Annotated in this window: 24 protein-coding genes and 5 pseudogenes; 18 read left to right on the forward strand and 11 right to left on the reverse strand. The window is 41.9% G+C overall.

Features of this window, described 5'->3' with window-relative positions:
- Positions 1–131: 131 nt before the first annotated feature.
- A pseudogene (lipA, locus tag JCM19033_RS09695) lies at positions 132–1,048 on the forward strand (lipoyl synthase).
- Positions 1,049–1,087: 39 nt separating this feature from the next.
- Here the strand turns inward: lipA and JCM19033_RS09700 are convergent.
- Both JCM19033_RS09700 and JCM19033_RS23410 read right to left on the reverse strand, forming a co-directional pair.
- Positions 1,088–1,546: a YhcN/YlaJ family sporulation lipoprotein gene (locus JCM19033_RS09700; protein ID WP_054636165.1), complete on the reverse strand. Its 459-nt coding sequence runs from the start codon at positions 1,544–1,546 to the stop codon at positions 1,088–1,090.
- Positions 1,540–1,716 carry a hypothetical protein gene (locus JCM19033_RS23410; RefSeq protein WP_157049830.1) on the reverse strand — a complete coding sequence of 59 codons (177 nt, stop codon included), beginning with the start codon at positions 1,714–1,716 and terminating at the stop codon, positions 1,540–1,542. The genes JCM19033_RS09700 and JCM19033_RS23410 overlap by 7 nt, the downstream gene beginning before the upstream one ends.
- 184 nt (positions 1,717–1,900) lie before the next feature.
- Here JCM19033_RS23410 and JCM19033_RS09705 point away from each other — a divergent pair, with 184 nt between their 5' ends.
- On the forward strand, positions 1,901–2,197 hold the full coding sequence (locus JCM19033_RS09705; protein ID WP_054636166.1) for a YutD family protein: 297 nt from the start codon (positions 1,901–1,903) through the stop codon (positions 2,195–2,197).
- A gap of 221 nt (positions 2,198–2,418) precedes the next feature.
- Here the strand turns inward: JCM19033_RS09705 and JCM19033_RS23415 are convergent, their stop codons facing one another.
- The 3 genes and pseudogenes from JCM19033_RS23415 to glpX all read right to left on the reverse strand — a co-directional run bounded on the left by JCM19033_RS23415 (position 2,419) and on the right by glpX (position 4,041).
- Entirely contained in the window at positions 2,419–2,589 is a 171-nt protein-coding gene (locus JCM19033_RS23415) for a hypothetical protein (RefSeq protein WP_157049831.1), read from the reverse strand.
- 175 nt (positions 2,590–2,764) lie between these two features.
- Complete coding sequence (locus JCM19033_RS09710; RefSeq protein WP_054636167.1) at positions 2,765–3,019, reverse strand: DUF3055 domain-containing protein; 255 nt, start codon at positions 3,017–3,019, stop codon at positions 2,765–2,767.
- Between the two features lie 48 nt (positions 3,020–3,067).
- A pseudogene (glpX, locus tag JCM19033_RS09715) lies at positions 3,068–4,041 on the reverse strand (class II fructose-bisphosphatase).
- Between the two features lie 187 nt (positions 4,042–4,228).
- On the opposite strand from glpX, the gene JCM19033_RS09720 reads away from it, so the two are divergent.
- The 3 genes from JCM19033_RS09720 to JCM19033_RS09730 all read left to right on the forward strand — a co-directional run bounded on the left by JCM19033_RS09720 (position 4,229) and on the right by JCM19033_RS09730 (position 5,963).
- Complete coding sequence (locus JCM19033_RS09720) at positions 4,229–4,690, forward strand: DUF86 domain-containing protein (protein ID WP_054636168.1); 462 nt, start codon at positions 4,229–4,231, stop codon at positions 4,688–4,690.
- On the forward strand, positions 4,691–5,068 hold the full coding sequence (locus JCM19033_RS22150; protein ID WP_083465369.1) for a tautomerase family protein: 378 nt from the start codon (positions 4,691–4,693) through the stop codon (positions 5,066–5,068).
- 130 nt (positions 5,069–5,198) lie between these two features.
- Positions 5,199–5,963 (forward strand): TIGR01457 family HAD-type hydrolase, encoded by a 765-nt coding sequence (locus JCM19033_RS09730; protein WP_054636169.1) that lies wholly within the window; start codon positions 5,199–5,201, stop codon positions 5,961–5,963.
- A 251-nt stretch (positions 5,964–6,214) separates the two neighbouring features.
- Here JCM19033_RS09730 and JCM19033_RS09735 read toward each other — a convergent pair whose 3' ends face one another.
- A complete protein-coding gene (locus tag JCM19033_RS09735) occupies positions 6,215–6,709 on the reverse strand; it encodes a phosphatidylglycerophosphatase A (protein ID WP_054636170.1) in 495 nt (164 codons plus the stop codon).
- A gap of 198 nt (positions 6,710–6,907) precedes the next feature.
- Between JCM19033_RS09735 and yutH the strand changes: the two genes are divergently transcribed.
- From yutH to thrB, 4 genes are all read left to right on the forward strand, one after another.
- Positions 6,908–7,900, forward strand: coding sequence for a spore coat putative kinase YutH (gene yutH, locus JCM19033_RS09740; protein WP_269758116.1), 993 nt, complete (start codon positions 6,908–6,910; stop codon positions 7,898–7,900).
- A gap of 290 nt (positions 7,901–8,190) precedes the next feature.
- Positions 8,191–9,486, forward strand: a complete 1,296-nt coding sequence (locus JCM19033_RS09745; RefSeq protein WP_054636172.1) for a homoserine dehydrogenase — start codon at positions 8,191–8,193, stop codon at positions 9,484–9,486.
- Between the two features lies 1 nt (position 9,487).
- Complete coding sequence (thrC, locus tag JCM19033_RS09750; RefSeq protein ID WP_054636173.1) at positions 9,488–10,558, forward strand: threonine synthase; 1,071 nt, start codon at positions 9,488–9,490, stop codon at positions 10,556–10,558.
- Positions 10,548–11,474, forward strand: a complete 927-nt coding sequence (gene thrB / locus JCM19033_RS09755; protein ID WP_054636174.1) for a homoserine kinase — start codon at positions 10,548–10,550, stop codon at positions 11,472–11,474. The genes thrC and thrB overlap by 11 nt, the downstream gene beginning before the upstream one ends.
- Positions 11,475–11,689: 215 nt before the next feature.
- On the opposite strand, the gene JCM19033_RS09760 is transcribed toward thrB, so the two are convergent.
- On the reverse strand, positions 11,690–11,929 hold the full coding sequence (locus JCM19033_RS09760; RefSeq protein ID WP_054636175.1) for a NifU family protein: 240 nt from the start codon (positions 11,927–11,929) through the stop codon (positions 11,690–11,692).
- A 174-nt stretch (positions 11,930–12,103) separates the two neighbouring features.
- Between JCM19033_RS09760 and JCM19033_RS09765 the strand changes: the two genes are divergently transcribed.
- The gene (locus tag JCM19033_RS09765) at positions 12,104–12,331 is read left to right on the forward strand and encodes a DUF1462 family protein (RefSeq protein ID WP_306301299.1); all 228 of its coding nucleotides are present in this window, start codon (positions 12,104–12,106) and stop codon (positions 12,329–12,331) included.
- Between the two features lie 145 nt (positions 12,332–12,476).
- Here the strand turns inward: JCM19033_RS09765 and JCM19033_RS09770 are convergent.
- Both JCM19033_RS09770 and JCM19033_RS09775 read right to left on the reverse strand, forming a co-directional pair.
- Positions 12,477–13,549 (reverse strand): annotated as a pseudogene (locus tag JCM19033_RS09770) (NAD(P)/FAD-dependent oxidoreductase).
- A gap of 310 nt (positions 13,550–13,859) precedes the next feature.
- Positions 13,860–14,117 carry a TetR/AcrR family transcriptional regulator gene (locus JCM19033_RS09775; protein WP_054636176.1) on the reverse strand — a complete coding sequence of 86 codons (258 nt, stop codon included), beginning with the start codon at positions 14,115–14,117 and terminating at the stop codon, positions 13,860–13,862.
- 341 nt (positions 14,118–14,458) lie between these two features.
- Between JCM19033_RS09775 and JCM19033_RS09780 the strand changes: the two genes are divergently transcribed.
- The 3 genes and pseudogenes from JCM19033_RS09780 (at position 14,459) to dapF (ending at position 15,984) form a co-directional block, all read left to right on the forward strand.
- Positions 14,459–14,695 (forward strand): YuzB family protein, encoded by a 237-nt coding sequence (locus JCM19033_RS09780; protein WP_054636177.1) that lies wholly within the window; start codon positions 14,459–14,461, stop codon positions 14,693–14,695.
- Positions 14,696–14,954: 259 nt separating this feature from the next.
- Entirely contained in the window at positions 14,955–15,125 is a 171-nt protein-coding gene (locus JCM19033_RS09785) for a hypothetical protein (RefSeq protein ID WP_306301300.1), read from the forward strand.
- Positions 15,126–15,134: 9 nt separating this feature from the next.
- A pseudogene (dapF, locus tag JCM19033_RS09790) lies at positions 15,135–15,984 on the forward strand (diaminopimelate epimerase).
- Positions 15,985–16,151: 167 nt separating this feature from the next.
- Here the strand turns inward: dapF and mqnE are convergent.
- Positions 16,152–17,246 (reverse strand): aminofutalosine synthase MqnE, encoded by a 1,095-nt coding sequence (gene mqnE / locus JCM19033_RS09795; RefSeq protein ID WP_054636178.1) that lies wholly within the window; start codon positions 17,244–17,246, stop codon positions 16,152–16,154.
- A 302-nt stretch (positions 17,247–17,548) separates the two neighbouring features.
- Here mqnE and JCM19033_RS09800 point away from each other — a divergent pair, with 302 nt between their 5' ends.
- From JCM19033_RS09800 to JCM19033_RS09810, 3 genes are all read left to right on the forward strand, one after another.
- Positions 17,549–17,755, forward strand: a complete 207-nt coding sequence (locus JCM19033_RS09800) for an aspartyl-phosphate phosphatase Spo0E family protein (protein ID WP_054636179.1) — start codon at positions 17,549–17,551, stop codon at positions 17,753–17,755.
- Positions 17,756–17,878: 123 nt separating this feature from the next.
- Entirely contained in the window at positions 17,879–18,229 is a 351-nt protein-coding gene (locus JCM19033_RS09805) for an iron-sulfur cluster assembly accessory protein (protein ID WP_054636180.1), read from the forward strand.
- 129 nt (positions 18,230–18,358) lie between these two features.
- Positions 18,359–18,553, forward strand: coding sequence for a hypothetical protein (locus tag JCM19033_RS09810; RefSeq protein WP_054636181.1), 195 nt, complete (start codon positions 18,359–18,361; stop codon positions 18,551–18,553).
- 35 nt (positions 18,554–18,588) lie between these two features.
- Here the strand turns inward: JCM19033_RS09810 and JCM19033_RS09815 are convergent, their stop codons facing one another.
- Entirely contained in the window at positions 18,589–19,578 is a 990-nt protein-coding gene (locus JCM19033_RS09815; RefSeq protein WP_054636182.1) for an NAD(P)/FAD-dependent oxidoreductase, read from the reverse strand.
- 467 nt (positions 19,579–20,045) lie between these two features.
- Here JCM19033_RS09815 and JCM19033_RS09820 point away from each other — a divergent pair.
- Positions 20,046–21,202, forward strand: a pseudogene (locus JCM19033_RS09820) (NAD(P)/FAD-dependent oxidoreductase).
- Positions 21,203–21,432: 230 nt separating this feature from the next.
- Positions 21,433–21,576 (forward strand): YuiA family protein, encoded by a 144-nt coding sequence (locus JCM19033_RS24250; protein WP_198153471.1) that lies wholly within the window; start codon positions 21,433–21,435, stop codon positions 21,574–21,576.
- The last annotated feature ends 77 nt before the right edge of the window (positions 21,577–21,653 follow it).

Consider the following 21,653-nt stretch of genomic DNA (forward strand, 5'->3'; position numbering starts at 1 on the left):
AACAGGATGTTTGGTAGAAAAGTTCTGAACGTGTTAAAGTATAAAAAGAACAGGAAGCAGAGAGTTCCATTACGTTTACATAGCGCTCTGCCTTTCCTCCAAAACAGTACAATTTACTGGAGTGATGAAGCTTGGCTAAGCAAGAAGAATACATTCGGAAACCAGAATGGTTGAAGATTAAGCTTAATACAAACGAATCCTATAAAGGCTTAAAGAAGATGATGCGTGAAAAAAACCTCCATACCGTGTGTGAGGAGCAAAGTGCCCTAATATTCATGAGTGCTGGGCAGAACGAAAAACGGCTACCTTTATGATTCTTGGCGATGTATGTACAAGAGCCTGTCGTTTTTGTGCAGTAAAAACGGGCCTGCCTACTGAATTGGATTGGGATGAACCAGAACGAGTAGCTGAGTCTGTTGAGCAAATGGGGCTTAAACATGCAGTAATTACAGCAGTAGCCCGCGACGATTTAAAGGATGGTGGAGCAGCTGTGTTTGCGGAAACTGTCCGTGCAGTACGCCGGCGGAACCCATTCTGTACGATTGAAGTGCTGCCTTCTGATATGATGGGAATGGAAGAGAATTTAAAAACTCTAATGGAAGCACGGCCAAATATTTTAAATCACAATATCGAAACGGTAAAACGCCTTACTCCAAGAGTAAGAGCACGGGCTACCTATGATCGTTCACTTGAATTTCTGCGCTACGCAAAAGAGCTGCATTCTGACATCCCGACAAAATCCAGCTTGATGATCGGTCTAGGGGAAACAAAAGAAGAAATTATTGAAACAATGGATGATCTGCGGGCACATGATGTGGATATAATGACAATCGGACAATATTTGCAGCCATCTAAAAAGCATCTGAAGGTTCAGAAATACTACCATCCAGATGAGTTTGCCGAGCTAAGAGAAATTGCTATGTCCAAAGGATTTAAGCACTGTGAAGCCGGACCGCTTGTTCGTTCGTCTTATCACGCAGATGAACAGGTTAACGAAGCACAGGTGAATGAAGAAGCTCAAAAATATCAGGCAGAACAGCAATTTTAAAGGGATTCCTTTTCTGTCTTGAAAAAGAACCGCTCCTATTTATTGAATGGGAGCGGTTCTTGCTAATTCTCCGTCTTCTTCTGCATCAAATCTGTTATCCAAATACTTTGTGGATGGTGGCTGTTCTGTTGATTCCACCATATCTTCAATGGTTTGGGAGAGGACTTTTTGAATATCTCTTGTTTGTGGGCCTACGGTTTGAAAACGCTCAATGTCTTCCATCATCGCTGGGTTATCTGTGATATAGACTTCATAATAGTAGGGCACCATTGCTTCTGCCACCATCTTGGTCTGCTGAGCTACAACATCCCGGTCGTCCCGTTCTGTGTCATATGCAACTAATACATGATGGTTTGTAACAAGAACACATGCTTCCTCTACCGGTGTGGTTTTGACAAGCATTTGACTAATCCCTTCAGCAGACTGCTGGCGATTTATATAATCTGTTGTTTTTGGCGTGTGTTCGAGTGCTTCTTCGTTTTTCTTATGCCTTACCATCCCAAAGTGCTGAGGATCTCCCTGGGTTTCGTCGGTGACGTAATTAAGGTGATTCTCCGGCTCATGTACCTGAAGAGGGTTGGGCTGAGCTTCTCCCCGAACATTTGACCACAGCCGCCCAGCATAAGACAGCCAGATAAAACAGCAGCGGTTAAAACTCCTTTTTTCATCTGAAACACCTCCTTACTTGTAGTATTCTTCTCAGCTCAGAAAAACATGATGGTAAATACTAGGACTCAGCATTAATGAGGAGACATTGAGCTGTAATGGAAAGTTGCAATAATTAATGAAATCAAAAATTTTAGCAATGAATAGATTGTGGTACAATAGACAAAGGTAAGCGAGGTGAGAAGTGTGGTAAGCATTCAAAACCAGCAATATGAAGTGATTAATGATTTCAGGAACGGCTGGAATGAGGAAGAGTTTATCGGCCGGTACAGTGAAGTATTAAATAAGTATGACTACATCGTTGGAGACTGGGGGCATAGCCAGCTTCGACTGAGAGGCTTTTTTGAAGATACCCACAAAAAGGCGACATTTGATACAAAAATTAGTACATTAGATGAATATATATATGAATACTGCAATTTTGGCTGTGCTTATTTTGTCTTGAAAAAATCCGGAACTCCGACTAGGAGCCGGATTTTTTAGTTAGGCTCTGGTAAAGGAGAATTTTTAAAAGTCTTTTGATTGTAGATAAACGCGCGAAACGTCTTCGGCGGGAACAGTAGAGCTTGAGTCCCCACAGGGTGGTGCTTCCTTGGCAGCTGAGGCATGCTTTAGTTAAGAAAGACACGGTGAATAATGGTATGAAACATGAATGAAAATCGCGCTTGGTCCTTTAGGGGCAGTCGAATGTAACAAGCCTTTGGTTAAGAAGTGGCGGGAGGATGATTTGCTCGTTCATACTCAAGGTCTCTATATGGTTCATCCGGCCAGGTGCCCTTACCTGGGCCCGCTTGTTCATCGGTTCGTTGTTTTTCATGGTTTGAGGGATCTGTATAATACGGGTCCCTCTTTTCAGAAAGCGATTGTTTCTTCATAGCAGCAGTCTCCTCCATCTTTTTATTCTTATTAGTTAGTCAGGATGAATGAAATTATTCATCAAGGTAAGGAGAGACTGATCCTTGGGCAATATAGGCCTTCCAAGGAGACACTTTTCTTATGTCAAAAAAGAAGCCTTCAGCAAGTACTTGCTGAAGGCTTCGTTAACCTTTTTTATACAACTTCATATAAGAAAGAGCGGAGTTCAGAAGCTTCTTCTTCATTTAAACGGTAGGCGTGCTCAATATATCCCGGTTCCTCTAAATCATCGGATCCAACAATGGCAAAACGGTTTGATTGCATATCAAGGACAATTTGTTTTCCGTAATGACGGCCGCTTGAAATGATTGCCAGGTCGAAGCGTTGGCTTTCACCCATGAAGCTTACAAACCTCGTTTTTGTTTCTTCGATATCGTCATATAGAAAAATCTTTCTTCTGACATCTAATGTCCTCCTTTATGAGGGAAAGAAGAGAATCTACTCTTCCTCCATAATAAGGTGAGGCTTATTCTCCAGGTGGTGATGTGCTTTAATATATCGGACTGTGCGGGTTTTGGCACGCATGACGATAGAATCTGTTTCGACCAGGTCTCCGCCTAGAAAGCGGACACCTTGCAGGAGTTCCCCGGATGAAACCCCTGATGCTGCAAAGATGGCATCATCACCTTTTACAAGGTCATTGAGCTGGAGCACCTGGGTAGGATCTTCAAGTCCCATATCTCGGCATCGCTGCTCTTCTTCTTCATTTGATGGTACTAGGCGAGCCTGCATGTCTCCTCCCAATGCTTTGATAGCGGCAGCGGAAATAACACCCTCAGGCGCGCCGCCTGTACCCACAAATAAGTCAATTCCCGTTTGGGGCAGGGCAGTTGCAATGGAGGCTCCTACATCACCATCTCCAAACAGCTTGACTCTTGCTCCTTTTTTCGTACTCGTTCCACAATTTCATCATGACGTTCACGTTCTTGGATAATAACAGTAAGGTCACGAACACGCTTATTATTCATTTTGGCTATAATATCAATTGTTTTTTCAATAGGATCATCAATACGAACAAGGCCGGCAGCTTTTGGGCCAACCACGATTTTTTCCATATACATATCCGGAGCATGAAGAAGTGTTCCTCTATCAGCTACAGCAATGACCGCCATAGCGTTAGGGTGTCCTTTGGCAACAATGTTTGTCCCCTCAAGTGGATCAACAGCTATATCGACTTCAGGACCGTTGCCGTTTCCAACTTCCTCTCCTATGTAAAGCATTGGTGCTTCATCAAGTTCTCCTTCTCCAATCACAACTGTCCCCTTACAGCTGACAGAATCAAACATGGTTCTCATGGCAGTTGTTGCAGCGTCATCTGCTTCAATCTTTAATCCGCGGCCAAGCCATTGTGCTGAGGCTAAGGCAGCAGCTTCTGTAACACGTACAATCTCTAATGCTAACTCTCGCTCCACTTTGATACCCTCCGAACTTTATTTAATAAAATGGTTTATTTGTTAGTGAAAGAAGTCATGTCTATCCTACCATAATTTTGTCCCGCGTACGTAATGTCAATGAGCCGCTTGTATAAATGAGGGGGCTAGGTGAGCAAAAAAGTTATGCTATACTAGTACATAAATCAATAAGAGAGCGGGGGAGACAATGTATTTTGTGGATCGAAACCAAATTGAAAACAACCTTATATATATAGAAGAGTTACGTCAAGTGTTTCAATCAAATACCCTTACTGACTCTGAGGTTGGAAAATTAGCCTTAGAGCGTATCACTCATGGTTTTATTGAAGCTTTCATTGATGTAGGAAACCAGATGATTGACGGCTTTATCATGAGGGACCCAGGCAGTTATGAAGATATTTTTGATATATTAAACGACGAAAAAGTCATTCCTGAAAACGAGGCGGAATCGTTTAAAGAAGTGATACGGCTGCGAAAAGATCTCGTATCAAGCTACACAAAGATAGATCATCATCACTTTCAACAGGTGCTGGAGAAAAACATGGAAGTCGTGCATGCCTTTCCAGGCCACGTCAGGTCATACTTAGAAAAAGAATTAGGACCGGTTTCTGCTTTTCTGCCTGAAAATGAAAACAAGGAGGGAAAGTAAATGCCATATGTGAGCCTTGCATTAAAGGCGCAACATAACGGACTGTCTGTCAACAAAAAGAACCAGTTAATCAGAAGGTTTACAGAAGTACTCAAAGACACATTGGGGAAAAATCCTGCTACTACACTCGTTGTCATCCACGAAAATAACGAAGAGTCAGCAAATAGGGGCAACACCGCCCTTTTATATCAGGTGACGAGAGAAAAAGGACGCCCGACCGAGGATGAAAAAGATACCTTACGAAAAGAAGGTATTCGCATTTTAAAGGAAGTTCTTGGGCATGGAGATGAGCCAGTGGATATTCAAATTAATGAAATCAGCACCGATAATTGGGGGCTTGGCGGGGAAAGCATTACGGAAAAAAGAAAAAAAGAATAGAAAGGCTTTAAAACCAACAGCTTTTTTATAGAGAGCTCTAGTGGGTATGGGAGCGCTGATGACTGGTGATGCAATTACTGGCCAGCTCCCATCAGGTTCAACACATAGCAGATCAGAAAGGAAGAGATAGATGACGGCATACAAGGGATACTTAATCGATTTAGATGGCACTGTGTACAGAGGAAAAGAGATCATACCCGAAGCAGTAGAATTTGTAAGCTCTTTAAAAGAGCAGAATCTTCCTTACTTGTTTGTGACAAACAATTCATCAGAAACTCCAGAAAGCGTAGCACAAAAACTTCAAAACATGGGCATTCCCTGTGAAACAAAACATGTCTTTACCTCTAGTATGGCTACCGCATCTTATTTAACTGAGCAAAGGGAAAAACAATCCGCCTACGTCATTGGTGAAGATGGTATCCAAAAGGCTCTTGAGCAGGCGGGCATCACTTATGAAGAAGATCAACCAGGGTTTGTAGTGATGGGGATAGACCGGAGCATTACATATGAAAAGCTTGCCAAAGCAGCACTGGCTGTAAGAAATGGGGCTCGTTTTATTGCGACAAACAAGGATGTGTCGCTGCCATCTGAAAGAGGTCTGCTGCCTGGAAATGGTTCTTTTGTGTCAGTTATTTCTCTTTCCACAGGTGTAGAGCCGACAGTGATTGGAAAACCGGAATCCATTATTGTCGAGCAAGCCCTGGAAAGAATAAACTTGTCTAAAGAAGAGGTTCTGATGGTCGGTGATAACTATGATACCGATATCCTGGCAGGTATCAATGGAGGCATTGATACATTAATGGTGCACACGGGTGTTACGACTGCAGAGCAATTAAAGGAAAAACAGGAGCAGCCGACACATGTTGTTTCTTCCTTAAAGGAATGGAAGATTTAAAAAGACAGAGACATTGACAAAGCAAGGTTAAAAAATAAACATTTTGACACAGCTCTGCCTTCATAAACCGATAAAGCAGAAAACCGAACCATTCAAAAAATGGGTCGGCTTTCTGCTTTTTTGTACCAGCCTCGTTCCAACTTGTGCAGGAGGCCATACATTTAAGAGGTACCCTTCACCGTTGCCATGATTACCGGTGATCCCGGCTTGGCAAAATTAAGGGGTCCAGAAGGCTTCCGGCTTTTAAAAAATTATTCTACATTGGCTGCACGGTGGGCGAGTCTGCTTGAAGCTGCAGCTGCAATAGCCCCGACAATGTCATCGAGAAAAGTATGACAATCACCAGTGGATTTATCATTAAGTTTTTTCAGGATCCCTGGTTTCACTTTGTCGATATAACCGTAGTTTGTAAAACCAATAGAGCCGTAAACATTAACAATTGAAAGAGCAATAATCTCATCAATGCCATACAAGCCTTCGTCGTTTTCTAAGATTTCCTGCAGCGGCTCGGTTATTGCTTTTTTTTCAGTTAATCGATCCAGCTCTATCCCTGTAATAATAGCGTTTTGCACCTCCCGTTTTCCCAGTACATGCTCCACGTTGGCTTTGCACGCTTCCATCGTAAGTTCTGGGAAGTATTGAGATTGAAGAAAATGTACTAATTCAGCGATCTTATCCGTCGTGACTCCTCTTTCTTTTAGTAATGAAATTGCTGTTTCTTTAAGAGGATGGTGCTGATAAACCATTTATATCACCTGTCTTTTTTATTCTTTTGCTCTCCGGAATTTACAAGACTCTGCTCTCTTAGTGTGTCTTAAAGCAGAGAGGATATCCCTTCTTTGTGAAAGGTTTCCGTGTATGGGTCATAAACTATTATATGAACTAAAAAGGAGAGGTGACCGGGCTTTGTTTGAAAGGAATGTATATGACGGATACGGGCTGTACTGCAGAGAAAGGTTCCAGCTGGTATGTACGAAGGGTTTTCAGCTGACAGCGGAACATACATTTTTGTGCCGAAACTGGAAACAGGAAGAGGGAGCCTGAAAGAAAAAATTTCCTGGGCGGAAATGCTGAAACAAAACGGCGGCATACAGGTTGCGCAATTTGTTCAATCCGTTAATGGCCGTGAAACGATTCCGATTGATGGCGAAGAAAGAATGCTGTTTTATATTCCCGAGGAGGAAAGAACAGTCGGTCACATGACAGAAACCGGCTCTTCCCTGGGGATGTTTCATAAACAAGGGAGTCATCTGGGTAATGCTTCGGATTCTTCGACTGTATCGTTTGGCATGAGATGGAGTCAGTGGTGGGAGATGAGAATTGACCAGCTGGAAAGCTGGTATGCAAAAGTAAGCCAGCAAACTGACTTTACTTCCTTTGACCGCTGGTTCGTTTTAACGTTTCCCTATTACCTGGGATTAACTGAAAATGCAATTCAATGGCTGAGGGAGATGGAGAGCGGTCGGGAGTATTCAGCAAAAGAAGGTGGATCAATAAGCCACTTTCGTTTTACAGAGGGAACTTGGCTGACAGTGGACCCGGAAAGAACTGAAGTGAAACTGCCGTCCGACTGGCTTTACGACCACCCTGCAAGAGATGTGGCAGAATGGCTGAGAGAGGCGTTTTTTCAGCAGGAGCCAACTCAGCGAATAGAGTCCTTTTTACACCACTACCTTCAGCACAATGCGTTTACAGACCAGGATTGGATGATGGTGTTTGGGAGGCTTGTATTTCCTTATTTATATATTGAGCAGGTGGAAAAGCACTATATGTATGAAAGCTCCACTGTTGGCAAAGAAATGGAGTGGAGTGTTGAGGAGATATGGGAACGAGAAGGTACTTACCTTGAGCAGCTCGGGAAACTTGGAAGGAACCTGGGACGGAATTGGCCTGGGAAAATAGATTGGATTCTTCAAAGAGAGGGACGGCTGCGATAGCCCCTCTTTTTTATATGGCTCTTACATTCCGTGGAGAAATAGAAAGTGAGATAGAAATGACAAGGATATTTTTAGTTAACAAAAAGTGAGAAAAGTGTCTACCCTCTTGTAAAAAGTACGGGAAAATTCTATAATGTCCATTATAGTGAGACAATTGTTCGTCTCTTATATACACTCTTTCCATTCCGCATAAAATTGACAATGATTTAAGTTATGTGTGATGATATAAATTATTTGCATCAATGGAAAAAAGGAAAGCAGAGATAGATGAAGTAAGGAGTGGGGAGACCATGAATAGCAGAGTTGGTATAGGATTACTTGGGTTAGGGACGGTAGGAAGCGGTGTGATCCAAATTATTAAGGAACACCAGGAAGAGCTTCAACACCAAGTAGGGAGTCCTATTACAATAGAGAAGGTTCTTGTTAAGGATGTAGAAAAACAAAGATCAATAGAGATTGACACAGATAAGTTAACCACTTCACCTGACGAGGTTATTTCAGATCCTGATGTGGATGTTGTCATTGAAGTGATGGGCGGTATTCATGAAGCCAGAGAATACATTCTTAAAGCCCTTCAGCAGAAAAAGCACATCGTGACTGCTAATAAGGACTTAATGGCACTTTACGGGCCGGAATTGTTAAAGGCTGCCTCGGAAAACCAATGTGACATTTTTTATGAAGCGAGTGTAGCAGGCGGCATTCCTGTTATTCGCAGCCTTGTAGAAGGCCTTTCCTCAGACCGCATTACAAAAATTATGGGGATAGTTAATGGAACTACTAATTATATACTGACAAAAATGAGCCAGGAAGGCAGGTCTTATGAAGAAGTTCTTGCAGAAGCCAAAGAACTGGGATTTGCCGAAAGTGACCCTACCTCTGATGTCGAGGGACTTGATGCAGCCAGGAAAATCACCATTTTAGCAAACTTAAGTTTTGCAACAAATGTGGATTTGGAAGATGTAGTAGTCAGAGGAATAACGACTGTTACTTTAGAAGACATCGAGTATTGTGAGCAGCTTGGTTATACTATTAAGCTTATTGGTTTAGCCCAGCGCGATGAAGGAAAGCTTGAGCTTACAGTACAGCCGACACTTATTCCTAATTCTCACCCTCTTGCCTCCGTTAATGACGAATACAATGCTGTTTACGTTTACGGAGAGGCTGTAGGTGAAACGATGTTTTACGGCCCTGGAGCTGGTTCATTGCCAACCGCTACAGCGGTAGTTTCTGACCTGGTTACCGTTGTGAAAAACATGAAGCTTGGAGTCAATGGAAGAAGTATTACCGGGCCTTTGCACAGCAAAGAAATGAAATCAGATGAGGAATCTAAAGCTAAATATTTCCTGCGTCTTCATGTCAAAGATGAAACCGGCACATTTGCTACCTTGACTTCTTTATTTTCCAAGCATGACGTCAGCTTTGAAAAGTTACTTCAATGGCCGATAAAAGGAGAAGAAACAGCGGAAGTAGTGATCATCACTCATCAGACTACTCGTGCAACTTATGAAGAAATCTACAAGAAATTAGAGGAGCTTGATATTGTACTGGACGTTAAAAGTACTTATCGAGTTGAGGGAGGAAACTAAGATGAGCAGCTGGAAAGGTTTGCTTCACACATACAAAGATTATTTGCCGGTCAATGAAAAAACACCAACGCTTTCACTTAATGAAGGGAACACCCCGCTGATCCACCTTGAAACTCTTTCAGAGGAGTGGGGGGTAGAGGCATATGTGAAAGTTGAAGGAGCGAACCCGACAGGCTCTTTTAAGGATAGAGGGATGGTAATGGCCGTCGCTAAAGCAAAAGAAGAAGGCAGTAAAGCAATTATTTGTGCCTCCACGGGGAATACTTCTGCTGCAGCTGCTGCCTATGGTGCTCGTGCTGGACTGCGTTGTATTGTAGTGATTCCTGAAGGGAAGATCGCTTTAGGAAAATTGGCGCAGGCTGTGATGTACGGTGCTGAAGTGTTTGAAATTCAAGGAAACTTTGACAACGCTCTGGATATTGTTCGTTCCATCAGCGAAAAAGAAGCTGTGACTCTCGTAAATTCCGTGAATCCGTACAGAATTGAAGGACAAAAAACAGCTGCCTTTGAAATCTGCGATGTATTAGGGAAAGCCCCTGATGTACTTTCTATCCCTGTTGGAAATGCGGGGAATATCACGGCCTACTGGAAAGGCTTCAAAGAATATGATGAGCAAAAAGGGACAGGCCTTCCAAAAATGAGAGGATTTGAAGCGGAAGGTGCTGCAGCCATTGTGAAAAATGAAGTTATTAAAGAACCTGAAACCATTGCAACAGCTATTCGGATTGGGAACCCGGCCAGCTGGTCCCAGGCAGTAAACGCTGCAGAAGAGTCAAATGGTGAAATTGACATGGTGACCGATGAAGAAATTTTAGAAGCCTACCAGCTCCTTGCTCAAAAGGAAGGAATCTTTGCTGAACCAGCTTCATGTGCTTCCATTGCCGGCTTGATGAAGAAAATTAAGAGCGGGGACGTAAAGAAAGGTTCGCAGGTTGTATGCGTGCTGACTGGAAATGGCTTAAAAGATCCAAGTACAGCCATTGATACGGTAACTGTAAAACCAACTGTTCTTCCAAATAAGGAGGAGGCATTTTTAGAACATATTAGAGGAGGTGTAGCTCATGGAAAGTGATATGCTGGTGATTAGAGTACCTGCCAGCTCTGCTAATCTCGGGCCTGGTTTTGATTCGATTGGATTAGCTGTTGACCGCTATATTACGCTAGAAGTTGAGAAAGCAGATGAGTGGCATTTTTCCACGGAATCAAAGGTGCTTGAAGGCGTCCCAACCGGCAAAGATAATGTGATTTATGAAGTTGCGGAGTATGTAGCACGGAAAATGGACCGTGAGCTTCCCCCTTGCCATGTTCATATGATCAGCGATATTCCTTTAGCCAGAGGACTTGGAAGCAGTGCCGCAGCTATTATTGCTGCTATTGAACTTGCTGATCAAATGCTTGGAACAGAACTGACAAAAGCTGAAAAGCTTCGCCTTGCCAGTCTGTGGGAAGGCCACCCCGATAATGTAGGCCCTTGTTTGTATGGGGGTTTAATCGTGGGAACTCATTCTCCGGACAACACTGATATTGTTCCTTGTGGAGTTCCGGATGTTGATATCGTCCTTATGGTTCCCGATAACGAGCTGATGACAAAAGAAGCCAGAGGTATTCTCCCTCGCCAGCTGGAGTTTCATCAAGCGATTAAGGGTAGCAGCTTAAGCAACGTCCTGGTAGCTGCTTTATTAAAAGAGGATTGGGCTCTGCTTGGTAAAATGATGGGCAGAGATGTGTTTCACCATCCATACCGTTCCAAGCTTATTCCGGGACTCACTGATATACTGAAAAATGTCAAAGACTACGGAGCGTACGGAGCAGCATTAAGTGGCGCAGGTCCTACAATTATTTGTCTTGCTCCTTTCGGAAAGGGAGCTGAAGTTCAAAGAGCTTTACAAGAGGATTTTCCGCAATTTAATGTTGAAACAGCTAGGCCTGCCCCATTTGGTTCAACTGTTAAATACGTAAAAAACCGTAAAAACATCACAGTTTCTTAATTAACAAAAGACCAGCTGTCAGGGGAGACAGCTGGTCTTTTGTGTTCAGGGTGCCTGGCACCTCAGTTGCGTGTAACAAAGGAGAAACAGACAGAAGGCTTGGTGCGGCAAGGGGGAAGAATCAATGATAAATGTTTCAAAGGCCGGATGTTCTGCGAGGTGCCAGGCACCAAAAAAGGCCAGGCCTTCTCGGCCTGACCTTTTCTGTTCATATATTAAAATACTTGCTCGATCTCTACTACCCCAGGTACTTCTTCAAGAAGGGCACGCTCAATACCGGCTTTCAACGTAATTGTAGAAGAAGGGCAAGATCCGCAAGCACCCAATAGGCGTACTTTAACAATTCCATCCTCAACGTCTACTAGTTCCACGTCACCGCCGTCACGAAGCAAGAACGGGCGTAATTTTTCTAATACTTCTTGCACTTGTGCGTGCATGTCAGTTGTTTCTGGCATTAAGAACAACTCCTTTCTATACTTCTATTATAATATCCACAGATGAAAAAATCTATGAGCTGAGTGACTTATAAAACATTTTACTATCTAAAGATGTTAGATACAATAAAAAAGGGTTAAAACTTTATAATCATTTCTTTTTCAGAAAAAAACGTTAGGGTGAGGGGAAATCATATGAGCAAAGTTCTTACTATTAAAGTGTACGGTGCCGAAAAGAAATGTCCAAGCTGTATTAATATGCCTTCTGCATTGGAGACGAAAGAGTGGCTTGAAGCTGCTATAACAAGGAAGTACCCGGAGCGGGACTTTGAATTTTTCTATGTTGACATTGAAAACCCTGGGGAAGGGATAGACAAAGAAGTCGCAAAGCAGATTTTTGAAAATGACTTATTGTACCTTTAGTAACAATTGAAAATGAAATTGTTGCAGAAGGGGATCCACGATTAAACCGAATTTCTAAAAAGATCGAAGAGCTGTACCAGTCCTAAAGTGAAAAAGACATGGCAGAGAAGCCATGTCTTACTTTATCCCACTAAACCAGGCTTGATTATACTCCGGAGTGATGCTTATACATCCAGAGAACACCGCTTTTTAACAGACGCGCAACTCTTCCGGTTACTGCAGCCTTATCACCCATAAGCCCAAATCCATGCTTTTTCCCCAGGGAGCCTAAAACCCCTTTTAGTTTGATAGTTGGCAAGGTTTCAGGGATGGACTCATTGTTCCATCTCTTTTTCAGTACCATGGCAATCTGTTCTCCCTGGCCTTCAGCAAGCTGGGCGCTTGGGGCATGAGGGAGGCTTGCACAGTCTCCTACCACAAAGACGTTTTCATCCTGTGGCAAGTGATGATGTGGTGTTAAAACAACTCTTCCCGATTTATCCTTTTCAGTGTCAAGCTCACGTACAACCTTACCAGGCTGAATGCCGGCAGTCCATATAATGGCCTGGGACTCAATCCGGTCCTCATGATTGTATAACGCTCCTTGTTCAACGCGAGTAATGTTAGAGTTACTAATAACCTCCACATCATGTTTAATAAACCAATTTTGCACATAAGTACTTAGACGTTGAGGGAACATAGGAAGAATTGTATCGCCCCGGTCAAACAATTTAATATTTAAGTCGGAACGGCTCTCACGCAACTCACTCGCAAGTTCTACTCCGCTTAATCCTGCACCGACAATGGACACATCAGATCGTGGAGGAAGATTACTCAGAGCTTCGTAAGTTCTCCGCGTTTCCTCCATACTTTGGATGCTGTATGTATAGTCCTCTGCGCCAGGAACACCGTGATATTTATCTTCACTTCCAACGCCAATAATTAAGTAATCATATTCCAGCGTATCATCGCCCTCAAAGTGTAGGACTCTGTTCTGAAGGTCAATGGATTCAACCGTGCCATAGTGGAGGTTGAGCCGTTCGTGATCTGGAAAAGGCACACGTATCTCCTGGTCCGATTCAGTACCGCTGCCAAGGCATAATATTCGGTCTTCATACAGTGATACGGCAGTTTATCTATTAAAATTAATTCTACATCGTCAGGTAAATCATTTGGTAATAACCGTTGCATTATTCTCATTCCACCATAGCCACCGCCTAAGATGACAAGCTTTTTCATAGACTGAACTCCCCTTTTCTCTGTAATGGCTTTTAAACTTGTTTGCATAAAGGGAATAAGCTGATTCAGAAACTTTTCCCTTGTAGGCTCTTCACATGTCGCTAAATGATAATAAAAATGACTATTAATAATATGGCTCCATCTCGACACGTTTATGGAGGTGTTTAATTCTCCGCGTTTCATTCCCTGCTCAAGAAGCTGTTCCCATCTTCTCAATAATAACGAATCGCTTTCCACAACGTGTCTCCAGACTTGCCGGGTCAGTACTGGATTTATATTATAATCCCCTAATAAATAATTTAGATGAGCCTTATTTGAGAGGATAAGGACATACGGTACAATCCGTACCTATGTATATATTGATCCACCTGATCGAGCGCTGCTCTGCCAAAGCCTGCATTACTGACTCTTTAGTTGGAAAATGGTTAAAGAAGGTGCCTTTTGCCACCTCTGCTGCTTCCGTGATTTCCTGGACGGTTGTTTGCTCGAAACCCTTCTCACGAAAAAGATTCACAGCTTCTTTAATTATTTTCTTTCTTGTCTGTTCTTTTTTCTCCGAACGTTTCATTGGTATATCTCTCCATTCCCATTCCAGGCAAAAATAAAAAGGAAAACGGTAAAAATTTTTGAGGCGTTTTCACAAAAAGCCTAAAAGGTATGTTGAGGTAAAAAATAAATGATTTCAGTTCCAGTCTTTATTCCAATCCTTCTTGCTATGTAAAAAGTGACCTTAGTCAGTTAAATTATAACGATTTTATGTCAATTTTACAACAAACTTCGTAACTTCTTGCTCCTTAGATTCTTACGTCTTCTTACGTCTTCTTCAAATTAAGGAAAAGGAGAGATGGATTGACTTATTCTTGACCTAAGGGTAGGATAATTTGAGAGTAGTAAAGAGGTGAGTATAAATTGAGACCAATTATAGAATTTTGTTTAAGTAATTTGGCCAGCGGTACTCATAAGGCGATGGAAGAGCTGGAAAAGGACCCTAACCTTGATATTATAGAATACGGCTGTCTTGGAAACTGTGGACAATGTGCAATGGACATGTTTGCTTTAGTGAATGGAGAAGTAGTGACAGGAGAAAGCACTACTGAATTAGTCCAAAATGTTTACCAGTATTTAGAGGAAAATCCAATGTTTTAATTTAGGCGCCCTTCGTATAAGAAGGCGCTTTTTTTTGACAAAGTTCCTCTTCATGCTGCAAAACAGGCGTTCAGCGACAGGGTAAGCAAAAAATACGGAAATTAGTATGGAATTACTCTAAGCACCGGCGCTTCCCCTGTTGGCACAGTTTATTTTCTCCGTTATACTTTCAAGAAAAGGAGGGCAGGAAGATGAAGCTGATACCTTTTGAAAATACGTGGCCTTATGACAAAATGATGGAGGATATTTATCTTCATGAGTGCCTTATTGTCACCAGCACAACGTCCTCACCCATATGAGTGAAGAGGATTTAGAACGGGCAAAAGAGGAAATCAAAACAAACATGGTTCTGCCATGCTGTCATACAAAAATGATTATCCTGAAAGCGGATGAGGATTATTTCTGGACAACTGACCACTTGCGGAAATGAGGAATGAAGATGAAATTTACAAAGATGCACGGGCTGGGAAACAGTTATATTTATGTAGATCTTTTTGAAGAGGAACTGGAGGAGGATAAGCTTTCTTACCTTGCCATTGCAGTTGCTGATAAAAATAAAGGCATCGGTTCAGACGGTTTGATTCTGGTTGGCCCCTCTGAGAGTGCAGATGTGAAAATGCGAATATTTAATGCTGATGGATCCGAAGCCAGAAATTGTGGAAATGGCTTAAGATGTGTAGCTAAGTTTGCCTTTGAAAAAGGCTATGTAAGTGAAGAGCAATTCACGATAGAAACGTTAGGAGGTCTTGTTAATGCTGAAGTTCATCAAAAAGACGGAACGGTGGAGTTAGTAACGATTAACATGGGACCTCCCCGTCTGAAAAAGAAGGATCTTCCTATGACAGGTAATCCAGAAGAAGAAACGATCAATGAAGAAGTAGAGGTTATGGGCAGGAAAATGTACATGACAGGCGTGTCCATGGGAAATCCTCATGCCGTCTTTTTTTGGATGACATTAATGACGCTCCTGTTGAAACAATTGGACCAGCCTAGAAAAGGACTCCATGTTCCCGGAATGGGCAAACATTGAATTTGTAGAACAAGTGAGTGAAAATGAGATCCATTTCAGGGTATGGGAAAGAGGATCCGGTATTACACAGGCCTGCGGCACCGGGGCATGTGCAGCTGTCGTTGCTTCCGTCTTAAATGGTAAATCTAAAAAAGGAGAAGAAGTAACTGTGCATCTTTTGGGCGGTGATCTCCACATAACCTGGGCGGAGGACGGACACATCCTGATGACAGGCCCCGCGGTTACAGTGTGTGAGGGAACTTATAGTACAGCTATTTAAAAAGGACGCTGCATAAGCAGCGTTCTTTTTTGGCTGCTCTCTTCAGAACTAATAATACGAGCCGAAAAGAAAGTCGTACTTATGGTTAGTAAGCAGCTGGGTATTATCCCCAGGTATTAAAAAGAGGGCGACCCATAAGATAAACTTTAGGGACACCCTCGATAGGCTTAATATTCTTTAATCACATTATAGAAGGTATCACGTTCAATCGGCTTTTTGTTGGCCCCTTTAATGAAGTGAACCAGTTCTTTTCTTGTTAGTCCTTGAGACGTTAACGCTCCTACAGAATGGGAAATACGTTCTTCAATTAATGTTCCGTGTATATCATCAGCTCCGAAGGTAAGAGCCATCTGAGTAAGCTGTGGACCAATGTTGATCCAGTACGCTTTAATGTGGTCAAAGTTATCAAGCATTAAACGGGAAATAGCAACGGTTCTCATATCATCAAAAGCAGTGGTTCTTCTTGTCCAGCTGGCATTCACTGTTCTTGGCTGCATGGCAAGAGGAATAAACACCATAAAGCCATTGGTTTTGTCTTGAAGCTGGCGCAGACGGTCCATATGAATCAAGCGTTCTTCAAAGGACTCAATAGAGCCGTATAACATAGTTGCATGAGTTTTCATTCCGAGCTCATGAGCAATCTCATGGGCCTCCAGCCACTGGTCAGTGGATGCCTTGTCAGGGCTCATTTTTGCACGGTAACGCTCTGTGAGGATTTCTGCTCCTCCTCCTGGAAGTGTATCTAAGCCGGCCTTTTGTAATTCCTGAAGAACTTCACGCATTGAGAGACCGGAAATTCGTGAGAAAAACTCAATTTCAGCACCTGTATAAGCTTTGATGGCTGCCTGAGGGTAATGCTTTTTAAGAGACCTTATGGTGTCAAGATAATAATCAAAACCGACTTCGGTGTTGTGACCTCCGACAATATGAAACTCTTGAATATTGTCGTTCCACCGTTCCTCCACATACTTAAGTAAGGCTTCTTCATCCATTGTATAAGCGCCTTCCTGTCCAGGTTTGCGCTTAAACCCGCAAAAGCCGCAATTAGCTTCGCATACATTGGTCGGGTTAATGTACATATTTTCAATAAAGTAGACGTTGTTTCCGTTTTTCTTTTCTGTTACCTGGTTTGCAAGCTGAGCTACTCCAAGCAGGTCTGGAGTATCGTATAAGTAAAGGCCATCTTCTATAGATAAGCGTTCACCACTATGAACTTTATCGGCAATTTCTTTCAAGTTGGTATCATTGAGGATGAGAGACATGATAAACCTCCGTTTTAAATAAAATAAAAAAGATATATTCTTAGGCAATGTATAGAGATAATAAATAAGGTATATAACAATCAGATAGTATAATAAGATGTATAAACACATTATACATTTCAAGGCAGGGAAATAAAAGAGAGATGAGTAGAGATACGAAATATTACTTTATGGAAATTCGTCAAAACAAACGTCTCCTTCCCAATTTTATAATTGTACTTTTATGGAAATTAATATAAAATTAGTGTATTAGTGGATAACTTTGTTAACAGAAAGGAAGATTAATGAAGGGGTGAGAGTAGATGAAAGAAAAAGCCAGTTATGAAAAGCAACAAGTTCAATTGGAAAAGTTGCGTGAGAAGATGGTGAGCGCTGCTCTTACACATGGAATTCATCACCCCATTGTTCTTCATTACAGCAAACAAGTTGATGCAAAGCACAATCTGCTGATGGAAATGGCAAAAGAACAAAAAGTAAATTCAAATTTAACTGATTGTCAGATGGTATAAATCGTTTGGGTTGAATCTGTTATCTAAAAACGATACACTTACCTTAATCATATATGTGTTAAGAACTTTGGTTTTCAAAGCTTGCAGTAAAAGCAGCTGGAAATCCTTAAAGGAGGGTATCCATTGATTAATATTTCAGAAGCAGCAATTAACCGTGTTAAGCAAATGATGGAAGAAGAAGGCGAAAGCCTGAAGCTCCGCATCGGTGTTAAAGGTGGCGGATGCAGCGGTTTATCTTATGGAATGGGTTTTGACAATGAAGCCCAAGAAGGAGATACTGAGCTTGAAATTGATGGCTTGCAAGTACTTGTAGATGAAGAAAGCGCGCCTGTTATTAAAGGCTTGCAGATTGATTATAAAGAAAACATGATGGGCGGCGGATTTACGATAGATAATCCTAACGCCATAGCAAGCTGCGGCTGTGGAAGTTCTTTCCGGACAGCTGCTAACGCGGGCACACCTGAAGATTGCTAAATATGGTGTGAAGATGAGGTCAAAGAGATCTGAAGCCTTTCAGCAGAACAGTTCTGTTGAAAGGCTTTTTTACTATGTATGGTTGAGAAATTAACTGTTTAACTAAATTGTGAAGACAAGGAGGTAGATGTGAACGAACAGGAAGCAAAAGAAGAGCTAGAGAAATTGCGGACAGGTGAGAAGGAAGAACTTTTAGTTACAAAGGAACATTTTTTGTCATTTAGAGAAGTCCTGGTAGCTCAGGATGACTTTCAGGCATTTCGTGGAAGAGCCGGGCACTACGGGAAAGTCATTTATACATATGAGCCTGGATGGACAAAATAAAGGATCCCGCTTTAAGGCGGAATCCTTTATTTTATTTAGAACATATGTGAACTGTGTCCAGGCTGAACCTTAGCCCCTGGATCCATATATGCTTTAGCGTTGTTGACTGCCGTGGGAGCTTCTCCAAAGCCTGAAGCAATAAGTTTGACTTTCCCATCATATGTTGTCACATCTCCGGCAGCGTATATCCCTTTAAGGTTTGTTTCCATTTTAGTATTAACTTTAATGGCATTCTTTTCGATTTCTAAGCCCCATTCTTTAATTGGGCCGAGAGAAGAAATAAAACCAAAGTTAACGATCAAAACGTCAACATCTACAGTTTGTTCTCTGTCTCCTTTAACTTCCTTTAAGACAACCTGGTTGACTTTTCCTCCTTTTCCCTTAAGCTCTTTAATAGCAAATGGCGTTAAAATATTAACTCCAGAGTTTTCGAGCTCCTGAACACTATGTTCATGGGCGCGGAATTTGCTTCTGCGGTGAACAAGAGTAACGTCAGCAATCGGATCGAGCATATTAGCCCAGTCAACAGCAGAGTCTCCTCCGCCGCAAATCATTACTTTTTGACCTGCGAACTTCTTAATATCCTGGACGAAGTAATGAAGATTGGATCCTTCATATTCTTCAGCCCCATCAACTTCAAGCTTTCTTGGCTTGAACGCTCCCACCCCTGCGGTAATGATGATAGTACGAGTGTGATGGATTTCTTTATCTGTTTTCACTTTGTATGTCTTATCGCCAAGCTGTTCCACGTCTTCTACTGCTTGTTCAAGGACGACTGTAGGATTAAATGGATTCATTTGGGCAATAAGGTTATCCACAAGTTCCTGTGCACGGACTTTTGGGAAGCCGGCAACATCGTAAATATATTTTTCTGGATAAAGAGCCGACAGCTGACCGCCTAATTGAGGCATGCTTTCGATAATTTTCACTTTTGCCTGGCGCATTCCACCGTAGAAAGCTGTAAAGAGTCCTGTTGGCCCGCCTCCTATAATGGTTATATCATATAGTTCCTGATCTTCTTTCACAATTGCCACCTCCGCTGACGATTCACAAATCTTTTCTTTCTATTGTCATACTTATTGCCATTATAAGCGTATAGACCTTTTATTAAAAGGAAGACGCACAATAGAAGGCTTAAAAGAGGAACGATACGATAGAAGTCAAATATGAATGGTTTTAGTGTTAGCACTTGAGAACAAAAAAATTAGAGAATAGTGGAAGTTTAAAAAAACGGTTGAAAAAAGCCCGAAAAACAAATATCATATTAGGTGTGATTTGTGACCATTTTGCGAAAAATTATCTTTTTGCGCTTTTGTACGTGAAACGATTCACAAGTGCGAAGGATAAGACTTAAAAAGAGAGATCAACCCTATACTTACATGTAATATGGGCAGAGAGAGCAGAGTAATGAAAATATTCATAGGAAAATGGAGATGTGATCAAAGTGGCACGTAAACCAAATATCGTAATTTTAGGGGCGGGATATGCTGGGATGATTACAGCAACTCGCTTGAACAAAGAGTTAGACGCTAACGAGGCAAACGTGACTTTAGTTAACAAGCATGACTACCACTACCAAACAACCTGGCTTCATGAACCGGCAGCAGGAACTCTTCACCCTGAAAAAACACGCATGAAAATCAGTGACGTTCTTAACATGAGCAAAGTGAATTTCGTGCAAGATGAAGTGGTGGAAGTAAAGCGTGAAGAAAAGAAAGTGGCTTTAAAAGGCAAAGGTGACATTGATTATGATTATCTAGTTATCGGATTAGGAGCTGTACCTGAGACTTTTGGAGTACCGGGAGTGTTTGAACACGCTTTCAGTAAATGGACTGTTGATGGTGTTCGCCAAATTAAAGATCACATTGAGTACCAATTTGCAAAATATAACAATGAAGAAGAGCCGGATGATTCAAGCTTGACGTTTATTGTAGCAGGAGCTGGGTTTACCGGTATTGAGTTTATCGGGGAGTTAAGTGAACGTGTGCCCGAGTTATGCCAGGAATACGATATACCTAGAAATAAAGTAAAAATGTATGTCATTGAAGCTGCACCAACAGCACTACCAGGCTTTGACCCTGAGCTTGTTGAGTATGGCATGAATCTTCTTGAAAACCGCGGCGTAGAATTTAAAATTAACACTCCTATCAGTGAAGTGACTTCTGAAGGCGTCGTCTTAAAAAGCGGAGAAGAAATTAAAGCAGGTACGGTCGTGTGGGCTACAGGTGTACGCGGAAACCCTGTTATCGAGAAATCCGGCTTTGAAGCTATGAGAGGCCGTGTGAAAGTTGAAAAGGATCTTAGAGCACCGGAACATGATGATGTCTTCATTATCGGTGACTGTGCATTAATTATTAATGAAGAAATTAACCGTCCTTATCCTCCAACTGCTCAAATTGCTATGCAGCAGGCTGCAGTAGTCGCGAAAAACCTTAAGGCACTTATTAAAGACGATGCTTTGCATGAGTTTACTCCGGAAATTAAAGGAACCGTCGCTTCCTTGGGTGGAAAAGAAGCCATCGGTGTTGTAGGGAATAAAAAACTGTACGGCAATTCTGCTAATTTCATGAAAAAATGATTGATAATCGTTACTTGTTCCTTCTTGGCGGACCAGCCCTGGTCCTCAAAAAAGGAAAGAATCCATTCTAGGATCAGAATGAAAGAGGAGTTTACCGAGATTCTTGGTAAACTCCTCTTATTTAGTGTTGTGAAGTTTCCCGTAAAAGAGCGGGAACCTTTTTGCAGCTAAATCTGGAGAGGATCTGGCAAGGAGAGCCTCAAAAGTATGACAGAACTTTTACAATTTCCCTAATGCTCTTTTTAAGAATATAAGATTATGATATATTATCAGAAAATTCTAATTAAGAGGAGAGAAGAGTATGAGCGTAAGCCAGAAAGCAGAAAAGTATAGTGAAAAGTGTGTATATTGTGAAGGAAGAGGGTACTTTCAGTTAATTCTCGGTGGTTCTGAAACGTGTGATAATTGTGGTGGAAATGGCCTCACCTCAAATGTAAAAAGGTAGTTGGAGTCCGAGAAAAGAAAAGGGAGAGGAAAGTCTTTGATAAAAGGTTGAATTACTGTAACAAAATTGGAGAAAAG

The organism is Thalassobacillus sp. C254 (genome assembly GCF_001310615.1).